Source organism: Streptomyces sp. YIM 121038, from assembly GCF_006088715.1.
Lineage (GTDB): Bacteria > Actinomycetota > Actinomycetes > Streptomycetales > Streptomycetaceae > Streptomyces.
In genome coordinates, this window is the sequence record NZ_CP030771.1 from 7767989 (window position 1) to 7787750 (window position 19762).

Sequence of the window (19762 nt, forward strand, 5' to 3'; positions counted from 1 at the left end):
CCGGGGCCTAGGCGCGCCGCAGCGTCACCCGCCGCTCGGGGAGCCCGCCCACGCGCAGCGTCACCGCCGCCTCCAGCGGCAGCCCGGCCCGCAGGCACGTGTACACGACGGCCGCCGCGAGGCCGGGCGCGGTGTCCTCGCACGTGCCCGCCACCACCGCCCGGCCGTCGCGCAGGCCCACCACGACCTCGCCGTCCGCCCCGGCCGACGCGGCGAGCAGCGCACCGGGGAAGCGGTCCAGCGCGCCCTCGGCCCACCGCCGCGCCGCCGCGGCCGACGGCGCGGGCCGCGTGGCGGTCAGGACCGACGCGCTCTCGGTGAGGCGGCGGTCCCGCTCGGCCGCGTCGCAGGCGAGATGGGCGTACGTACGGGAGGTGTCACCGGCCGCGCCGGACACGGCGGCGGGCGTGCGCCGCACGTCGACCACGGGCCCGTCCTCGGGCCGCGCGCCGTCCGTGAGGGACGTGGTCACCGCCCAGGAGGTGACGTCCCGCGACTCGGCCCGGGGCGGCGGCAGGACCAGCGCGGACGGTGCCTCGCCCGCGGGTTCGGGCAGCCCGAGCAGCCGGTAGAGGGCGGTGCGCAGGCGGGGCAGCGCGAGGCCGGGCTCGGCGAACGCCAGCCGGGCCACCTCGGCCGGGGCCGCGGCCGAGGGCCCGCGCAGCGCCGCCGCGACCTGCGCGCGCACGTCGCCGTCGAGGTCGAGCCGGGGCGCGGTGCGGGCGAGGTGGGCCACGGCGGTGCCGGGCACCGCGTCGCTGCCGTACGCGCCGAGCAGCACCGGCTTGCCGAGGGCCGCGCCGTACAGGGTCACCGAGCCGTGGTCGCCGACCACGGCGTCGGCGGCGACGAGCGCGGACCGCCAGGCGTGCACCGGCGGCACGAGCAGCAGCCCGGCGTCGAGCGCGGCGGCCTGCACGGTGCGGATCTGCCAGGGCCCGTGCGCGGACCACACGTTGGGGTGCAGGACGGCGGCCACCCGGTACTCGTCGCAGGGCAGCGCGGCGAGCAGCCGCGCGGGCAGCTCCGGCGCGCGGCCGAGCAGAGACGTCGGGCCCCAGGTGGAGCTGACGAGGACGAGCCGCTGCCCGGCCGCCACGCCGAGGGCGGCCTTGTAGGCGTCGGCGTGCTCCCGGCTGGCAAGGAGTTCGTCGAAGCAGGGGTCGCCGACTGCCAGGGTGCGCCCGGCCGCCTTGGGATGGGCGGCGAGCAACTGCCGCTCCTGGTCGGGGTGCGAGGTGGCGAGCCAGGCGCGGCCGGTGTCCAGGAGCGCGTCCGGCACGGCTCCGGAGAGCCGGCTGCGCGGGGTCCGCGCGTCGGGGACGAGCTTCTGGAAGCCGATGCCGTGCGGCAGCACGAGCACGGGGTAGTCGCCGTCCGGCACGTCGATGTTCTCGCTGGCGGAGAGCACGAGGTCCGGCGCGATGCCGCCGAGCCGGTCCCACGGCAGGACCCGGCAGCCCGCGTCGTGCAGCACGTCCGCGACGCCTTCGCCGAACGCCGAGGTCGGGTCGTGGGCGAAGACGACGGTCACCCGGGCGTCGCCGCGCAGCAGCGCGGGCAGGCACTCCAGGATCCGTACCGTCGAGGTGACCGTGCGCGCGGCCACGACCAGGGTCCTGCTGCCCTGGAACGTCGACCAGCGCCAGGCGTCGCCCCCGACCAGGGCCCGCAGCGGCTCCGGGCTACCGCCCACGCGGGCCTCCGGCTATGCGCTCCGGCCCGCCCAGCACCCGGTTCGCGGTTCGCGGTTCGCGGTTCGCGGTTCGCGGTTCGCGGTTCGCGGTTCGCGGTTCGCGGTGAGGTCGCGCGCTACCAGAAATCACGTCCTGTGCCAATCCTTCCCGGCCCCGCGCGATGCGCCCGCCCTGGACGACGGAGACCCGAGAACGGTACCGGAGCGCCCTCTCCGGGAGGCCCTAGGCTGAGATCACCATGAACACGACCACCGTGACGATCCCGCCCCTGCCCGCCGACTGGCCCGTGGACGAGACGGCGGCCCGCGCCGTCCAGGACGCCCTGCGCACCCGTGTGGTGCGCGACGAGCCGGGCCCGCCGCCCGGCACCGGCCGGGTGACGGGCGTGGACGTGGCGTACGACGACGAGCGGGACGTGGTCGCCGCGGCGGTCGTGGTCCTGGACGCGGCGAGCCTCGCCGTCGTCGAGGAGGCCACGGCGGTGGGCACCGTCGCGTTCCCCTACGTGCCGGGCCTGTTGGCCTTCCGGGAGCTGCCCGCGGTGCTCGCCGCCCTGGACGCGCTCACCGTCGACCCGGGCCTGGTCGTCTGCGACGGCTACGGCGTCGCGCACCCGCGCCGCTTCGGCCTCGCGAGCCACCTCGGCGTGGTCACCGGACTCCCCACGATCGGGGTCGCCAAGAACCCCTTCACCTTCGCGTACGAGGACCCGGACGCCGCGCGCGGCAGCGCGGCGCCGCTCCTCGACGGCGAGGAGGAGGTCGGTGTCGCGCTGCGCACGCGCGCGGGCGTGAAGCCGGTGTTCGTGTCGGTCGGCCACCGGGTGGACCTCGCGCACGCGCGGGCCCACACCCTGGGCCTCACCCCCCGCTACCGGCTGCCGGAGACCACCCGCAGGGCGGACGCCCTGTGCCGCGCGGCGCTGCGGGACGCCACGCGCTGAACCGCCCGGCAGCGCGGGGCGTCAGCGCACCGCGGCCACCCGGAACCCGATGCCCGCCGCCGTGAGGCGCGCGATGAGCGGCTCGGCCATGGCGATGGCCGTCGTCACCTGGCCCGAGGTCTCGGGTAGGTCGTCGAGCGCCAGGCACAGCGCCGCCTCCGCGAGGATCTTCGCGGTCTCGCCGTACCCGGGGTCGCCGCCGCTCACCTCGGTGAACACCCGCTGCCCGCCGCCCTCGCCGACGTACCGCAGGGAGAACCAGCTCGCGGCCCGGCGCGCGGCGTCCGGTCCCTCGCCCGGCTTGACCAGACCGGAGAGCCAGCGCCGCGCCGGGGGCACCTGCGCGGCGGCGAGCACCGTGCCGACCGCCGCGACGCCGCCCACGGCCACCGGGAGGGAGCGCACGGCGGCGTAGTGCCGGTAGCGGAAGTCGGGGCCGTAGCGCGGCAGCGCCCGCGCGGAGTGCTGCACGACCTGCGGGTCGATCGTCGGCAGCGGCAGCGCCCACGCGCCGACCTCCCCGGCGTAGCGGGGCGGGCCCGGCGGCGCGTACGCGGTGCGGCCCACCAGGCGCGGCTCGTGCCGCCGCCGCTCGCGGGCGGCGGCCACCAGCTGGCGCCCGCGAGCGAACTGCTGGAGCGCGGAGGCGAACGTACCGCCGGAGAAGCGCGCGTGGGTGCGCACGAACCCGTCGACGCGCAGCGGCACGTCCTCGGGCAGCTGCCGCACCGTGTAGTACACACCGAGGTCGTGCGGGACCGAGTCGAAGCCACAGGCGTGCAGCAGGCGCGCGCCGGTCTCCCGCGCGCGGGCGTCGTGCCGTACGTACATCCGGTCCACGAACTCGGGCTCGCCGGACAGGTCCAGATAGTCCGTGCCCGCGTCGGCGCAGGCGGCCACCAGGTCCTGGCCGTGGGTGAGGTACGGGCCGACGGTGGTGGCCACCACGCGCGCGTGGGCGGCCAGTTCGCGCAGCGAGGCGGGGTCGCCCGCGTCCGCCCGGAGCAGGGGCAGCTCCGCGCACGCGGGGTGGTCCCCGGCGAGGCGCTCCCGCAGCCGCTCCAGCTTCGCGGTGTCGCGCCCGGCGATCGCCCAGCGCAGCCCCGCGGGGGCGTGCGCGGCGAGGTACTCGGCGGTCAGCACCCCCACGAAACTGGTCGCTCCGAAGAGCGCGATGTCGTACGGACGGTCCTTGTCGTGACTGGTCATGGCACCTCTCTGCCGTGTCCCGCGCCGTTGTCGGGGGCCGAGGCTAGCGTGCCCGGACCCCGTGCGGCGGGCCGCCGCCGGGCGTCCGGGCGCCACCACCCGGCTAAGCGCTTGCTCGTTCGGGGTCGTCAAGGGCTTGTGCCCAGTGGAACACGTTCTTAGCATCACTGGTGTTACATCAGTTGTGTCATAGCGGCGGCAGAGCGCTGGGGGCTCAATGACAGTGCCGGACAAGGGCGTTCGCGGACCGCTCGCCGGAGTGCGCGTGGTGGAGCTCGCGGGCATCGGCCCCGGACCGTTCGCCGCCATGCTCCTGGCCGACCTCGGGGCGGACGTCGTGCGCGTCGACCGGCCCGGCGGCGCCGGGCTCGCCGTCGACCCCGCGTACGACCTCACCAACCGCAACAAGCGCAGCGTGCTGGTCGATCTGAAGGCCCCGGGCGGCGCGGCCCGCGTGCTCGACCTCGCCGAGCGCGCCGACGTGCTCATCGAGGGCTACCGCCCCGGCGTCGCCGAGCGCCTCGGGGTCGGCCCCGAGGACTGCCACGCCCGCAACCCGGGGCTCGTCTACGGCCGCATGACTGGCTGGGGACAGCAGGGCCCGCTCGCGCCGCGCGCCGGGCACGACATCGCGTACATCGCCGTCACCGGCACCCTCGGCATGATCGGCGCGGCCGGCGAGCCGCCCACCGTCCCGGCGAACCTCGTCGGGGACTACGCGGGCGGCTCGCTGTACCTCGTCGTCGGGGTGCTCGCCGCGCTGCGGCACGCCCGGGAGCACGGCACCGGGCAGGTCGTGGACGCCGCGATCGTGGACGGCGCCGCGCATCTGGCCACGATGATCCACGGCATGCTCGCGGCGGGCGGCTGGCAGGACCGCAGGGGCGCCAACCTCCTGGACGGCGGCTGCCCGTTCTACGGCACGTACGAGACGGCGGACGGCGGCCACATGGCCGTCGGCGCCCTGGAACAGCGCTTCTACGACGAGTTCGTCGAGCTGATGGGCCTGAAGGACGTCGCCGACGCGCGCGGGGACCTGGCCCGCTGGGGCGAGCTGCGCGCGGCCGTCGCCGCCCGCTTCAAGACCCGTACGCGCGCCGAGTGGACGGCCGTGTTCGAGGACTCGGACGCCTGCGTGGCGCCGGTGCTCTCGCTGCGCGAGGCCCCCGGCCACCCGCACCTGGCCGCCCGCGGCACCTTCACCGAGCACGGCGGCCTCACCCAGCCCGCGCCCGCGCCCCGGTTCTCGGCGACGCCCACGGCGGTGCGCTCCGGGCCCGCGCGCCCCGGCGCCGACACCGAGGACGTCGCCCGCGACTGGGACGTACCGGCGCTGCGCGACACCGCGCCGCCTTCCTGACGGCACAGCGCACGCCCGCCCGCCACCCCCCCCCGACGACGGAACGGAAGACCATGGAACGGCAGATCTTCGACGCCGAGCACGACGCGTTCCGCGAGACCGTGCGCACCTTCCTCGCCAAGGAGGTCCTGCCGCACTACGAGCAGTGGGAGAGCGACGGCATCGTCTCCCGCGACGCCTGGCGCGCGGCGGGCAAGCAGGGCCTGCTCGGCATCGCCGTGCCCGAGGAGCACGGGGGCGGCGGCAACGCCGACTTCCGCTACGCCGCCGTGCTGGCCGAGGAGTTCACCCGGGCGGGTGCCGCGGGCCTGGCCATTGGCCTGCACAACGACATCATCGGCCCGTATCTGACCGGCCTCGCCACCGCGGAGCAGCGGCGGCGCTGGCTGCCCGGCTTCTGCGACGGCTCGCTGATCACCGCCATCGCCATGACGGAGCCCGGCGCGGGCTCCGACCTCCAGGGCATCCGCACGACCGCCGAGGACCGCGGCGACCACTGGCTGCTCAACGGCTCCAAGACGTTCATCTCCAACGGCATCCTCGCCGACCTCGTCATCGTCGTCGCCAAGACCACGCCCGAGGGCGGCGCGCACGGCCTGTCGCTGCTCGTCGTCGAGCGCGGCACGCCCGGCTTCGAGCGCGGCCGCAACCTCGACAAGATCGGCCAGAAGGCCCAGGACACCGCCGAGCTCTTCTTCCACGACGTGCGCGTGCCCAAGGAGAACCTCCTGGGCGAGCTGAACGGCGCGTTCGTCCATCTGATGACGAACCTCGCGCAGGAGCGCATGGGCATCGCCGTCGCCGGGATCGCCGCCGCCGAGCACCTCCTGGAGATCACCAAGGCCTACGTCAAGGAGCGCGAGGCCTTCGGCCGCCCGCTCGCCAGGCTCCAGCACATCCGGTTCGAGATCGCCGAGATGGCCACCGAGTGCGCCGTCACCCGCACGTTCCTGGACCGCTGCATCGTGGATCACTCGAACGGGCAGCTCGACGCGGTGCACGCGTCCATGGCCAAGTGGTGGGCCACGGAGCTGCAGAAGCGGGTCGCCGACCGCTGTCTGCAACTGCACGGGGGATACGGCTACATGACGGAGTACCGCGTGGCGAAGGCGTTCACCGACGGCCGCATCCAGACCATCTACGGCGGCACGACCGAGATCATGAAGGAGATCATCGGCCGCGCCCTCCTCGACTGACCCCCGCCCGCCTCGACCGACCCCCGCCGGACGCCCCCGACTGCCCCCGACCGCCCCGGCGCCCCGCGGCCGACCCGCCGGGCCCCGCCCCGACCGACCCTCCCCCGAAAGGCTTCCCAGTGAGCTCCGAAGCGTACGTGTACGACGCGATCCGCACCCCGCGCGGCCGCGGCAAGGCGAACGGCGCCCTGCACGGCACCAAGCCGATCGACCTCGTCACCGGCCTGATGCGGGAGGTCACCCGCCGTCTGCCGGGCCTCGACCCGGCGGCCGTCGACGACGTCGTCCTCGGTGTCGTCGGGCCGGTCGGCGACCAGGGCTCCGACATCGCGCGGATCGCCGCCATCGCGGCCGGCCTGCCGGACACGGTCGCGGGCGTCCAGGAGAACCGCTTCTGTGCCTCGGGCCTGGAGGCGGTCAACATGGCGGCGATGAAGGTCCGTTCGGGCTGGGAGGACCTGGTCCTCGCCGGGGGCGTCGAGTCCATGTCGCGGGTGCCGATGGCCTCCGACGGCGGCGCCTGGTTCAACGACCCGATGACCAACATCGACACCGGCTTCGTCCCGCAGGGCATCGGCGCCGACCTGATCGCCACCCTGGAGGGCTACACGCGGCGCGACGTCGACGAGTACGCCGCCCTCTCGCAGGAGCGCGCGGCCACCGCCTGGAAGGAGGGCCGCTTCGCGAAGTCCGTCGTGCCGGTGAAGGACCGCAGCGGCCTGACCGTCCTCGACCACGACGAGCACATGCGGCCCGGCACGACCGCCGACACGCTCGCGAAGCTCAAGCCGTCCTTCAAGGACATCGGCGACCTGGGCGGCTTCGACGCCGTCGCGCTGCAGAAGTACCACTGGGTGGAGAAGATCGACCACGTCCACCACGCGGGCAACTCCTCCGGCATCGTCGACGGCGCCGCCCTCGTCGCCATCGGCAACAAGGAGATCGGCGAGCGCTACGGCCTCACCCCGCGCGCCCGCGTCGTCTCCGTGGCCGTCTCCGGGTCCGAGCCCACCATCATGCTCACCGGGCCCGCCCCCGCCACCCGCAAGGCCCTCGCCAAGGCGGGCCTGAGCATCGACGACATCGACCTGGTCGAGATCAACGAAGCCTTCGCCGCGGTCGTCCTGCGCTTCGTCAAGGACATGGGCCTGAGCCTGGACAAGGTCAACGTCAACGGCGGCGCGATCGCCCTCGGCCACCCGCTCGGCGCCACCGGCGCGATGATCCTCGGCACCCTCGTCGACGAACTGGAGCGTCAGGACAAGCGCTACGGCCTCGCCACGCTGTGCGTCGGCGGCGGCATGGGCATCGCGACGATCGTGGAACGTGTGTAACCCCCAGCGGCTCGGACTGCCTTCCAAGACTTCTACGGAGACCACCACATGACCACCGAGAGCACCACCATCCGCTGGGAACAGGACGACACCGGCGTCGTCACCCTGGTCCTCGACGACCCGAACCAGTCCGCGAACACGATGAACCAGGCGTTCAAGGACTCCATCGCCGCGATCGCCGACCGCGCCGAGGCCGAGAAGGACTCCATCCGCGGCATCGTCTACACCTCCGCCAAGAAGACCTTCTTCGCGGGCGGCGACCTCAAGGAAATGATCCAGGTCGGCCCCGAGAACGCCCGGGCCGCCTTCGAGACCGGCACCGCGATCAAGAACTCGCTGCGCCGCATCGAGACCCTCGGCAAGCCCGTCGTCGCCGCCATCAACGGCGCGGCGCTCGGCGGCGGCTACGAGATCGCCCTCGCCAGCCACCACCGGATCGCCCTCGACGCCCCCGGCTCCAAGATCGGCCTGCCCGAGGTCACGCTCGGCCTGCTCCCCGCGGGCGGCGGCGTCACCCGCACCGTCCGCCTCATGGGCATCGCCGACGCCCTCCTGAAGGTGCTCCTCCAGGGCACCCAGTACAGCCCGCGGCGGGCCCTGGAGAACGGCCTCGTGCACGAGGTGGCCGCCACCCCCGAGGAGATGCTGGCCAAGGCCCGCGCCTTCGTCGACGCCCACCCCGAGTCCCAGCAGCCCTGGGACGTGCCCGGCTACCGCATCCCGGGCGGCACCCCGGCCCACCCGAAGTTCGCCGCGAACCTCCCGGCCTTCCCGGCCAACCTCAAGAAGCAGCTGAACGGCGCCCCCTACCCGGCCCCGCGCAACATCCTCGCGGCCGCCGTCGAGGGCTCCCAGGTCGACTTCGAGACCGCCCTGACCATCGAGGCCCGGTACTTCACGGAGCTGGTCACCGGGCAGACCTCGAAGAACATGATCCAGGCCTTCTTCTTCGACCTCCAGGCCGTCAACTCCGGCGCCAACCGCCCCCGGGGCATCGAGCCGCGCCAGGTCCGCAAGGCCGCCGTGCTCGGTGCCGGGATGATGGGCGCGGGCATCGCCTACTCCTGCGCCCGCGCGGGCATCGAGGTCGTCCTCAAGGACGTCTCCGCCGAGGCCGCGGCCAAGGGCAAGGCCTACTCCCAGAAGCTGTGCGAGAAGGCCGTCGCGCGCGGCCGCACCACCCGCGAGAAGGCGGACGCGCTGCTCGCCCGCATCACGCCGTCCGCCGACGCCGCCGACCTCGCGGGCTGCGACGCGGTCATCGAGGCGGTCTTCGAGAACCCGGAGCTCAAGCACAAGGTGTTCCAGGAGGTCCAGGACGTCGTCGCGCCGGACGCGCTCCTGTGCTCCAACACCTCCACGCTGCCGATCACCCTGCTCGCCGAGGGCGTCGCCCGGCCGGCGGACTTCATCGGCCTGCACTTCTTCTCACCCGTCGACAAGATGCCGCTCGTGGAGATCATCAAGGGCGAGCGCACCGGCGAGGAGGCCCTGGCCCGCGCCTTCGACCTCGTCCGCCAGATCAACAAGACCCCCATCGTCGTCAACGACTCGCGCGGCTTCTTCACCTCGCGGGTCATCGGCCACTTCATCAACGAGGGCGTCGCGATGGTCGGCGAGGGCGTCGAGCCCGCGTCCGTCGAACAGGCCGCGGCCCAGGCGGGCTACCCGGCGAAGGTCCTGTCCCTGATGGACGAGCTGACGCTGACGCTGCCCCGCAAGATCCGTAACGAGTCCAAGCGCGCCGTCGAGGAGGCGGGCGGCACCTGGCCCACCCACCCCGCCGAGGCCGTCATCGACCGCATGGTCGACGAGTTCGACCGGCCGGGCCGCAGCGGCGGCAAGGGTTTCTACGACTACGGCGACGACGGCAGGCGCACGGCCCTGTGGCCGGGCCTGCGCGAGCACTTCACCAAGCCCGGCCACCGCATCCCGTTCCGGGACATGCAGGAGCGGATGCTGTTCTCCGAGGCGCTCGACACCGTGCGCCTCCTGGAGGAGGGCGTCCTCACCTCGGTCGCCGACGCCAACATCGGCTCCATCTTCGGCATCGGCTTCCCGGGCTGGACCGGCGGCGTCCTGCAGTACATCAACGGCTACGAAGGGGGCCTGCCCGGCTTCGTGGCCCGCGCGCGCGAGCTCGCCGAGCGCTACGGCGAGCGGTTCGCGCCGCCCGCGCTGCTCGTGGCGAAGGCGGACAGCGGCGAGAGGTTCAGCGACGCCTGAGCCGACGGCCGTGCGGGGGAGTGGCTCACGTCTCAGCTCACGTCTTCGCTCACGTCTCCGTGAGCCACTCCCTCAGCTCCTCCTTGAGCGACCGCTGGAACGCCGTGACCAGGGCCTGCACCACGAGCGGCTGCATGTGGGCCGAGAGCGACCTCATCGCGGCCACGTGCTCGGGCTCCGACGCGTGCTCGCGGTAGGGGCCCGACACCTGGTCGCGGAAGAGCCGGGACAGCTCGTGCGCCGCCGAGCGCGTGTGCTCCATCAGGACCGTGCGCGCCGCCAGGATCGTCTCGTGCGGGATCGGTACGTCGAGCAGCCGCAGGCCGAGCCGCAGCAGCCCCGGGTCCACCCGGCAGCGGTCGGCCTCCTCGTCGTAGGCGACGACGCCCATCGCGGCGAGGCGCCGCACGTCCTCCGCCGAGAGCGCCCGGCCCGCCCGGCGCTCCAGACCGGCGCGGGAGGTCTCCTCCGCGCCCTCCGGCGCCCACGAGGCCACCACCGCGCGGTGGATGGCCAGGTCGTGCGCGCTCAGGTCCGGCGGCAGCTGCTCCAGATACCGCTCGATCGCCGCGAGCGTCATGCCCTGGTGCTGCAACTCCTCGATGAGGGCGAGCCGGGAGAGGTGCCCGGGGCCGTAGTGGCCCACGCGGCGCGGGCCGATCACGGGCGGCGGCAGCAGGCCCTTGGTGCTGTAGAAGCGGATGGTGCGCACGGTGACGCCCGCGCGCGCGGCGAGTTCGTCGACCGTGAAGGTCGACTCCTGCGGAGCCGCCGGCCCCTGCGGGTCCCCCGCCGACTCGTGGGTGCCCGTCACCGACTCCTCCGTGCCCGTCGCCATGCGGTGCGTCGCCTCCCAGGTCGTGCGGCAATGCGGTGCAACAGTATTGCTGTACCACCGCCGCTGTGAAAGTCTCCGGGGCAGTCACGCCCCGTAGCCCCTGCCGCACCTTTGGTGAGATGTGTACGCCGCCCTTCGTCTGCGGGTCCGTCGGGGCTGGTCGCGCCCACGCGGCGGAGCCGCACATCGACACAGCCCCGCGCCCCCTACGGGGCGCAACACCGTGAGGAGGGGTTCATGAGCACAAGCCCGCGACTTCCCGGACACGCCGCCGACCTGACCTTCCCCGCTCTGCTCCTGCGCAACGCCGAGGACCACCCCGACCTGCCCGCCCTGCACTGGCGCGCGGGACCGGGCTGGGCGACGCTCACCTGGGCCGAGGTGCGGCGCGACGTCGCGGTCCTCGCCGCCGGGTACGCCGCCCTCGGCGTCCGCCGCGGCGAGCACGTCCTGATGATGATGGCCAACCGCCCCGAGCACTGGCTGAGCGATCTGGCCCTGACCCACCTCGGCGCCGTCCCGGTCACCGTGTACGGCACGTCGGCGCCCGAGCAGATCGCCCACATCGCCCGGCACAGCCGCGCCCGCCTCGCCGTCGTCGAGGGCGCCCGCGAGCTCGCCCGCTGGGAGCCCGCCCTCGCGGACGCCGAGGTGCCCCTGGAGCGGCTCGTGGTCGTCGAGGAGGCCGCGGCGGGGGAGCACGGCACGTACGCGGCGCTGCGCGAGAGCGGCACCCGGGCGTACCGGGCCGACGCCTTCGACAAGGCCTGGCGGGAGGTCCGCCCCACCGATCCGCTGACCGTCGTCTACACCTCGGGCACCACCGGCGCCCCCAAGGGCGTGCGCCTGACCCACCGCGGGGTCCTCCTGAACGGCATCGCCCTGGACGAGGCCATCGGCTTCCCGCCGTACGCGGACCACCTCTGCTACCTGCCCTTCGCGCACATAGCGGAGCGGGTCCTCGGCATCTACCTGCCGCAGCTCCGCGCCGCGCCCGTGCACCTGTGCGCGGACCCCGCCCAGGTCGCCGCCACCGCGGCCGAGCTGCGGCCCCAGCAGTTCTTCGGCGTCCCACGGGTGTGGGAGAAGTTCGCCGCGGCGTTCCGGGTGGGCCTCGCCGCCCTGCCCGAGGAGCGGCGGCGCGCCGTCGAGGCGGCGAACGAGACGGCCCGCGCGCACGTGGCCTGCCGCGAGCGCGGCGAGCGCCCGCCCGCCGACCTCGACGCCGCCTTCCGCACGGCCAAGGCGGAGGTCCTCGACCCGCTGCTCGCCCGCGCCGGACTCGACCGGCTGCTGTGGGCGGCGAGCGCGGCGGCCCCGATGCCGGTGGCCGTGGCCCGGTTCTGGGCGGGCTTCGGCCTGGTGGTCGTGGACGCCTGGGGCCTGACCGAGACCAGCGGCGTGGTCACGACCAACGGCCCCGAGGCCTTCCGCCTCGGCTCGGTGGGCAAGCCGCTGCGCGGCATGGAGGTCCGTACGGCCGACGACGGGGAGATCCTGGTGCGCGGCCCCTACGTGTGCGAGGGCTATCTGCGGGCCGACGGCGGCGTCGACGACGTCTGCGACGCCGAGGGCTGGTTCGCCACCGGCGACGTCGGACGGCTCGACGAGGACGGCTATCTGTGGGTGACCGACCGCAAGAAGGAGCTGATCGTCACCTCCACCGGCAAGAACGTCGCGCCCGCCGTCGTCGAGAACGCCCTCAAGGAGCACCCGCTCATCGGCCAGGCCCTGGTCCACGGCGACGGCCACTCGTATCTGGTGGCGCTCCTGGTCCTGGACCCCGACGCGGCCGCCGCCTGGGCGGCCGAGCACGGCATCGAGGGCGACCCGGCGGCCGCCGCCGAGGTCCGCCGCGAGGTCGCCCGCGCCGTCGAGGAGGCCAACGCGCGCCTCAGCCGCACCGAGCAGGTCAAGCGCCATCTGCTGCTCACCGAGGAGTGGGGCCCCGAGACCGGCGAGCTGACGCCGTCGCTCAAGCTGCGCCGCCGGGTCATCAGGGAGAAGTACCGGAACCTCATCGAGAGCCTGTACACCGGGTGACACGCGCCTGTACACACGGCTCTCGCCATGTGAGAAGTACCGCTATGTGACGTGCGCCACCGCATTATCGGCATTGCGTAAGGGAAGGTGTCGGGTCGGTCCGTGGTGCGTCAGGGGTGCCACGGGCCGGAGCACATCCGGACCCCGGGAGCTCTTTCCGGGCACCACAGAGTGGACCTTCCACGTGAGCAACGACGCCGTAGACACGGCCGCCGTGGACGCAGCGCGCGCCGCTGAGTCCCAGGCCCCCGCGGACGCGGGCGACGCCGGTTACAGCAAGGACCTCAAGGCCCGCCACGTCAACATGATCGCCATTGGTGGCGCGATCGGCACCGGTCTCTTCCTCGGGGCGGGCGGCCGCCTCCACTCGGCGGGCCCCGCGCTCGCCCTCGCCTACCTCGTGTGCGGCGTCATCGCGTTCTTCGTCGTACGGGCCCTGGGCGAGATGGTCCTGTACCGGCCCTCGTCCGGCTCCTTCGTCAGCTACGCGCGTGAGTTCCTCGGCGAGAAGGGCGCCTACGTCGCCGGCTGGATGTACTTCCTCAACTGGTCGACGACGTGCATCGCGGACATCACCGCGATCGCGCTGTACACGCACTACTGGAGCTTCTTCACCGACATCCCGCAGTGGGTGCTCGCGCTCGTCGCCCTCGCGGTGGTGCTCTCGGTGAACCTGATCTCGGTGAAGTACTTCGGCGAGATGGAGTTCTGGTTCGCGATCGTCAAGGTCGCCGCCCTCGTGGCCTTCATGTTCGTCGGCATCTTCCTGGTGTCCACACAGCACGACGTCGGCGGTGAGACGCCCGGTCTGAACATGATCACCGATCACGGCGGCTTCCTGCCGAACGGCCTGATGCCGGTCGTGATCGTCCTCCAGGGCGTCGTCTTCGCGTACGCCTCGCTGGAGCTGGTCGGCGTCGCGGCGGGCGAGACCAAGGACCCGCACAAGGTCGTGCCGCGCGCCGTGAACTCGATCATGTGGCGCGTGGGCCTGTTCTACGTCGGCTCGGTCGTGCTCCTCGCGCTGCTCCTGCCCGGCTCGGTGTACTCGGCCGACGAGAGCCCCTTCGTCACGGTCCTCTCCAAGATCGGCGTCTCCGGCGCGGGCGACGTGATGAACTTCGTCGTCCTCACCGCGGCCATGTCCTCGCTGAACTCCGGCCTGTACTCCACCGGCCGCATCCTGCGCTCGATGGCGATGGCGGGCTCGGCCCCCAAGTTCACCGCGAAGATGAACCGCAACCAGGTCCCCTACGGCGGCATCCTGCTCACCGCGAGCATCGGTGTCCTCGGCGTCGGCCTGAACAGCGTGGTGCCGGACAAGGCGTTCGAGATCGTCCTGAACGTGGCCTCGCTCGGGATCATCGGCACCTGGATCAGCATCATGGTCTGTCACCTGGCGTTCGTGAAGCGCGCCAAGGAGGGCCTGATCACGCGGCCGAACTTCCGGCTGCCCGGCAGCGGCGTCACCGAGTACGTCACGATCGCCTTCCTGCTCGCCGTGCTCTGCCTGATGTGGAAGGACGCGGAGGTCGGGCGCAAGACGCTCTTCCTGATCCCGGTCGTCGCCGCCGCGCTCGTCGCGGGCTGGTACGGGATCAAGCGCAAGGCCGCGCGGGAGACCGACCGCGAGGCGGCCCAGCTCACCGAGTAGGCACCTGCACGACAGCGACAGCGGCGGCGGGCGGCACCCCTCAGGGGCGCCGCCCGCCGCCGTGTGTCAGCTGTGGTCGTGCAGCGAGTTCGTCGCGGCGATCTTCTTCCAGGACTTCGGCTTGGCCGGCGCGTCCTTGGCCGCCGAGCGGACGAGGCCCGCCTTCTTGGCCGCCGGGGCGGCGGGCTTGCCGGGCTTGTACAGCCACGTGTCGAAGAGCGCCGACAGCGGCTTGTCGCTGATCTTCTCCGCGTACGCCACGAAGTCGCCCACGCTCGCGTTGCCGTACTGGCGCTCCGTCGGCCAGCCCTTCAGGATCTTGAAGAAGGTCTTGTCGCCGACCTTGTTCCGCAGCGCCTGCAGGGCCAGCGCGCCACGGTCGTACACGGCACCGTGGAACTGGTTGTCCGGGCCCGGGTCACCCGGCTTGACCTGCCAGAACGGGTCCTCGGCGGGACGCGAGGCATAGGTGTAGTCGGCGAGCTCCTGCGCGGTGCCCTCGCCCTCCTTCTCCGACCACAGCCACTGGCTGTAGCGGGCGAAGCCCTCGTTGACCCAGATGTCCTTCCAGTTCTCCACGGAGACGCTGTCGCCGTACCACTGGTGGGCCAGCTCGTGCACCACGATGGAGACGTTGGAGCCGTTCGCGAAGGCCTTCGGGCTGTAGAACGGCCGCGTCTGGGTCTCCAGGGCGAAGCTGGTCGGCACGTTGGGCACGTAGCCGCCGAGCGCGTTGAACGGGTACTTGCCGAAGACCTCCTCCAGCCACTCCGCGACCTCGGTGGTCCGCTCGATGCTGGCGCGCGAGGCCCCCGCGTTGTCGCCGAGGTCCTTGCTGTAGGCGTTGAGGACGGGCAGACCGCTCTCGGTCTTGTCCGTCGTGATGTCGAACTTGCCGACGGCGAGCGTCGCGAGGTACGGCGCCTGCGGCTTGTTGGAGCGCCAGTCGTAGCGGGTCCAGCCCAGGCGCGAGCTCTGCCGCTGGAGCACGCCGTTGGAGATGGCCTGGGTGCCGTCGGGGACGGACACCGACACGTCGAAGGTCGCCTTGTCGCGCGGGTGGTCGTTGGCGGGGAACCACCAGGCGGCCGACTCCGGCTCCTGGGCCGCGACCCCGCCGTCGGGCGTGCGCTGCCAGGCGGTGAAGCCGTGGATCTTCACCTCGGAGGGCTTGCCCGCGTACCGCACGACGATCGTCACGGCGCTGCCCTTGGGCAGGCCGGACTTCGGCGTGACCTCCAGCTCCTGCTCGCCCGAGCGCGCGAACGCCGCCTTCTTGCCGTTGACGCGCACCTCGCTCACCTTGAGGCCGAAGTCGAGGTTGAAGCGCGACAGGTCCTGCGTGGTGGTGGCGTTGATGGTCGCCGTGCCCTCGAGCAGGTCCGTCTTCGGCTGGTACTTCAGCCGCAGGTCGTAGTGCGAGACGTCGTAGCCGCCGTTGCCCGCGTCGGGGTAGTAGGAGTCGCCCGCGCCGGGCGCCCCGGGCGTGAAGTCGGCTGCCGTCGCCGGGATCGCAAGGAGGAGCGAGGCGGCGAGCGCGCCCGGGGCGATGAGTCTGCTGCGGTGCACGTAAGTCTCCAAGTGATAGGCGGTGCGGGTGGATCGCGCCGGGCGAAGCGGCCCCGCGCCACGAGGCGGCGAGCGGGGACGCGCCGTCCGGCGCCGTACAACTCACGATGCGATCGACCCTATTGAGCCCCGTGACCCCCAGTCATGTCCATGGCCGCATATGTCACACGATCGCCATTCGGCTGACATGTGCCAAGACGTCCCACGCACCTTTCACCACCCCCTGCGGCCCTCTTTCCGGCCGCAGTTGACGCGTGTACCTTCCGGCCATGCCGATACGCGCGCGCATGCGCCTGCCGATGTGGAGAACGCTTCTGACGGCGGCACTGGCCGCCCTGCTCGCCACCCTCCTCGCCCCGGGCGCCGCGCACACCGCGCCGCGCACCCCGACGGCACAGGGCACGGCGAAGGAGAGCAGACCCGTCTACTCCTACGCGGACGCGATACGCGAGTCCGTGTGGGTCGACACCCGGGTGGACGGCGACGAGGACGGCAGGTCCGACCGCGTGGCCGTCGACATAGTCCGCCCCCGCGAACCCGCCCAGCACGGCCGCGAGATACCCGTGATCATGGACGCGAGCCCCTACTACGCCTGCTGCGGCCGAGGCAACGAGAGCCAGAAGAAGACCTACGACGCCGACGGCAGACCGGTGCAGTTCCCGCTGTACTACGACAACTACTTCGTGCCCCGCGGCTACGCCTACGTCGCCGTCGACCTCACCGGAACGAACCGTTCCGACGGCTGTGTCGACATCGGCGGCCGCTCCGACATCCAGTCCGCCAAGGCCGTCGTCGACTGGCTGAACGGCCGCGCCCGCGCCTACACCTCGCGCACCGGCGCCGAACGCGCCCGGGCCACCTGGACCAACGGCCGCACCGGCATGATCGGCAAGAGCTACGACGGCACCATCGCCAACGGCGTCGCCGCGACCGGCGTCGAGGGCCTGGAGACCATCGTGCCGATCGGCGCCATCTCCTCCTGGTACGACTACTACTTCGCCAAGGGCGCCCCGCTGTTCAACAGCGGCCCCGACGGCCTGTCCAACGGCATCGAGAGCCCCGAGGCCCGCGCCCGCTGCGGCCGCGTGCAGGAGCGCCTCGTCGAGGGCGCGCCGCGCAGCGGCGACTGGACCCCGCTGTGGACCGCGCGCGACTACGTCCCGGACGCCGACAAGGTGCGGGCCAGCGTGTTCGCCGTGCACGGCCTCCAGGACCTGAACGTGCGCATGAAGCACTTCGGTCAGTGGTGGGACGCGCTAGGCGAGGCGGGCGTGCAGCGCAAGCTGTGGCTCAGCCAGGCCGGGCACGTCGACCCCTTCGACTTCCGCCGCGCGAATGGGGTCTCCCCTGTTCGAGCGGAGCCGAGAACTTGGGGATGGGTGCGCACCTTGCACCGCTGGTTCGACCACGAGCTCCTCGGCTACCGCAACGGCGTCGACCGCGAGCCCATGGCCGACATCGAGCGCGCCCCCGACCGGTGGACCACCGACCGCGTCTGGCCGCCCCGCGCCACCGACACCGTGACGCTCCGCCCCGCCAAGGGCACCGCCCCGGGCGTCGGCGCGCTCGGCACCCGGCGCGGCAAGGGCACCGAGACCTTCACCGACGACCGGCGCCTCGGCGAGACCGACTGGGCCTCCGCCATCGACACCCCCACCCCCGCCAAGGCGGGCTTCACCACCCGGCCGCTGGCGCGCGACCTGCGCCTGTCGGGGTCCTCGAAGGTCACCGTCACCGTCACGCCGTCGGCCCCCACCGCGCACTTGAGCGCCGTACTCGTCGACGTCGGGCCCGCCACCATCCGTGACTACGCGGCCAGTGGCGAAGGCATCACGACCCTGCCCACGCGCAGCTGCTGGGGCGCGAGCACCGACGGCGACAGCGCCTGCTTCAAGGACACCGAGGCCCGCACCAAGGCCGTCGACTACACGATCTTCAGCCGCGGCTGGGCCGACCTCGGCAACCACGCGGACGACCACCACGGCCGCCCCCTCACCCCGGGCGAGCCCGTCACCTTCACCCTCGACCTGGCCGCGAGCGACCACGTCGTGCCCGCGGGACACCGGCTCGCGCTGATCGTCGGCGGCACCGACCGGAACCTCATCACCGCCCCCGCCGACACCCCGACCCTCACCGTGGACCTGGCCCGCACATTCGCGCGGGTGCCGCTCGTCGGGGGTGCCGAGGCCCTCGCGACCGCCCCGCACGCTACCGTTCCGCGCGAGTCCCGCCTGGACGGCGTGGCCCCCGCGCGTCCGCTGAACCCCCGACCGGGAGGCCGTACTTCATGACGTCCCGCATCCGCGTACTGGCCCTGGCCTGTGCCTGCGCCGCGCTCACCGCCCCGCTCGTGACGGCGCCCGCGCAGGCCGCCGCCACCCCGCCGCAGACCGGCTTCGAACAGAGCGGCGGGGCCCGCTGGACCAGCCAGCCGGAGGAGCAGCGGCTCCTCGCCGCCGTCGACAAGGCGAGCGCACGGGTCTCCGTCTCCCGCATCGGCACCACCGACCAGGGCAGGCCGCTCCAGCTCGTCCGCGTCGGCGAGCGCCGCACCGCGTCCACCGTGCTCCTCGTGTGCAGCCAGCACGGTGACGAGCCGTCGGGCCGCGAGGCCTGTCTGAGCACGGTCCGCGACCTCGCGTACGCCGAGGACAAGGAGACGCGGCGGTTCCTGTCCCGCACCACGCTGCTCGTCGTGCCCACCGCCAACCCGGACGGCCGCGCCGCGAACACCCGCGGCAACTCCGACGGCGTCGACATCAACCGCGACCACATCGCCCTCAAGACCGCCGAGGCCCGCGCGCTCGCCGCCGTCATCCGCGACCGCGCCCCCGACGCCCTCTACGACCTGCACGAGTACGGCGCCACGCCGAAGTACTACGACAAGGACCTGTTCGACCTGTGGCCGCGCAACCTCAACACCGATGACGCGGTGCACCGGGAGGCCGAGCAGCTCTCCCGCGCCTACGTCCGGCCCGCCGCCACCGCCGACGGCTACACCACCGGCACCTACGGCATCTGGACCGACCCCGTCACCGGCGACCCCGTCAAACAGGTCGCGGGCGACGGCCAGGAACGCATCCTGCGCAACGTCTCCGGCATCAAACACGCCGCGGGCCTGCTCATCGAGAGCCGCGTCGACCCCCTCACCGAACAGGAGAAGAACGACCCGGCCCACAACAACCGCCGCCGCGTCCACTCCCAACTCTCCGCCCTGAAGGGCCTGTTCCGCTACGCCGACCAGCACAGGTGGCGCCTGGAGGCCGCCACCACCGCGTCCCGCCTCAAGGGCCTGCGCGACCGCGGCCCCGTCTACCTCGGCGGCGCCGACAACGACCCGGCCGAGCCCGCCGAGATCATCCAGGACCCGGCCTGCGGCTACCGCCTGACCCCGGAGCAGTACGCCGACGTCAAGGACGAACTCGACCTGCACGGCGTGAGCGCGCGCCGCGACGGCCGGGGCGGCGCCCTGGTCCCGCTGCGCCAGCCCGCCCGCGCCCTGGTGCCGCTGCTGCTCGACGCCCGGGCCGCCCATCACCTCGTCACGGGACAGCCCGACACCGACTGTTGAGCGCGTTGCGGGAACGTCACATGTGGTAGGGGGTTAGCGGAGAGAAGAACACCCGACGAACCGTCAGCCGTGATCACTCCGCGAAAGGTGCACACGTGACGCAGGAACCCCAGAAGCCGGTC

Annotated in this window: 13 protein-coding genes; 9 read left to right on the top strand and 4 right to left on the bottom strand. The window is 73.1% G+C overall.

What is annotated here, in order from left to right; translation table 11 throughout:
- Positions 1 to 7 precede the first annotated feature (7 nt).
- Complete coding sequence (locus tag C9F11_RS33270) at positions 8 to 1696, bottom strand: hypothetical protein (protein WP_249401977.1); 1689 nt, start codon at positions 1694 to 1696, stop codon at positions 8 to 10.
- A gap of 239 nt (positions 1697 to 1935) precedes the next feature.
- Here C9F11_RS33270 and C9F11_RS33275 point away from each other — a divergent pair, with 239 nt between their 5' ends.
- Positions 1936 to 2640 (top strand): endonuclease V, encoded by a 705-nt coding sequence (locus C9F11_RS33275; RefSeq protein ID WP_138962739.1) that lies wholly within the window; start codon positions 1936 to 1938, stop codon positions 2638 to 2640.
- 21 nt (positions 2641 to 2661) lie between these two features.
- Here the strand turns inward: C9F11_RS33275 and C9F11_RS33280 are convergent, their stop codons facing one another.
- Complete coding sequence (locus tag C9F11_RS33280) at positions 2662 to 3849, bottom strand: saccharopine dehydrogenase NADP-binding domain-containing protein (RefSeq protein ID WP_138962740.1); 1188 nt, start codon at positions 3847 to 3849, stop codon at positions 2662 to 2664.
- Positions 3850 to 4066: 217 nt separating this feature from the next.
- On the opposite strand from C9F11_RS33280, the gene C9F11_RS33285 reads away from it, so the two are divergent.
- From C9F11_RS33285 to C9F11_RS33300, 4 genes are all read left to right on the top strand, one after another.
- Complete coding sequence (locus tag C9F11_RS33285; RefSeq protein ID WP_171075903.1) at positions 4067 to 5209, top strand: CaiB/BaiF CoA-transferase family protein; 1143 nt, start codon at positions 4067 to 4069, stop codon at positions 5207 to 5209.
- A 53-nt stretch (positions 5210 to 5262) separates the two neighbouring features.
- On the top strand, positions 5263 to 6405 hold the full coding sequence (locus C9F11_RS33290) for an acyl-CoA dehydrogenase family protein (protein ID WP_138962741.1): 1143 nt from the start codon (positions 5263 to 5265) through the stop codon (positions 6403 to 6405).
- 119 nt (positions 6406 to 6524) lie between these two features.
- Positions 6525 to 7739 (top strand): acetyl-CoA C-acetyltransferase, encoded by a 1215-nt coding sequence (locus C9F11_RS33295; RefSeq protein ID WP_138962742.1) that lies wholly within the window; start codon positions 6525 to 6527, stop codon positions 7737 to 7739.
- A gap of 48 nt (positions 7740 to 7787) precedes the next feature.
- Positions 7788 to 9965, top strand: a complete 2178-nt coding sequence (locus tag C9F11_RS33300) for a 3-hydroxyacyl-CoA dehydrogenase NAD-binding domain-containing protein (RefSeq protein WP_138962743.1) — start codon at positions 7788 to 7790, stop codon at positions 9963 to 9965.
- A 49-nt stretch (positions 9966 to 10014) separates the two neighbouring features.
- Here the strand turns inward: C9F11_RS33300 and C9F11_RS33305 are convergent, their stop codons facing one another.
- Positions 10015 to 10803, bottom strand: a complete 789-nt coding sequence (locus tag C9F11_RS33305) for a MerR family transcriptional regulator (protein WP_138962744.1) — start codon at positions 10801 to 10803, stop codon at positions 10015 to 10017.
- A gap of 237 nt (positions 10804 to 11040) precedes the next feature.
- On the opposite strand from C9F11_RS33305, the gene C9F11_RS33310 reads away from it, so the two are divergent.
- Positions 11041 to 12846 carry an AMP-dependent synthetase/ligase gene (locus tag C9F11_RS33310; protein ID WP_138962745.1) on the top strand — a complete coding sequence of 602 codons (1806 nt, stop codon included), beginning with the start codon at positions 11041 to 11043 and terminating at the stop codon, positions 12844 to 12846.
- A gap of 184 nt (positions 12847 to 13030) precedes the next feature.
- Positions 13031 to 14500 (top strand): amino acid permease, encoded by a 1470-nt coding sequence (locus tag C9F11_RS33315; RefSeq protein ID WP_138962746.1) that lies wholly within the window; start codon positions 13031 to 13033, stop codon positions 14498 to 14500.
- A gap of 66 nt (positions 14501 to 14566) precedes the next feature.
- On the opposite strand, the gene C9F11_RS33320 is transcribed toward C9F11_RS33315, so the two are convergent.
- Positions 14567 to 16069 carry a M1 family metallopeptidase gene (locus tag C9F11_RS33320; RefSeq protein ID WP_138962747.1) on the bottom strand — a complete coding sequence of 501 codons (1503 nt, stop codon included), beginning with the start codon at positions 16067 to 16069 and terminating at the stop codon, positions 14567 to 14569.
- A 269-nt stretch (positions 16070 to 16338) separates the two neighbouring features.
- Between C9F11_RS33320 and C9F11_RS33325 the strand changes: the two genes are divergently transcribed.
- Together C9F11_RS33325 and C9F11_RS33330 are read left to right on the top strand one after the other, a co-directional pair.
- Entirely contained in the window at positions 16339 to 18360 is a 2022-nt protein-coding gene (locus tag C9F11_RS33325) for a Xaa-Pro dipeptidyl-peptidase (protein WP_138962748.1), read from the top strand.
- On the top strand, positions 18357 to 19640 hold the full coding sequence (locus C9F11_RS33330; protein ID WP_138962749.1) for a M14 family metallocarboxypeptidase: 1284 nt from the start codon (positions 18357 to 18359) through the stop codon (positions 19638 to 19640). Before C9F11_RS33325 ends, C9F11_RS33330 begins: the two co-directional genes overlap by 4 nt.
- Positions 19641 to 19762 lie beyond the last annotated feature (122 nt).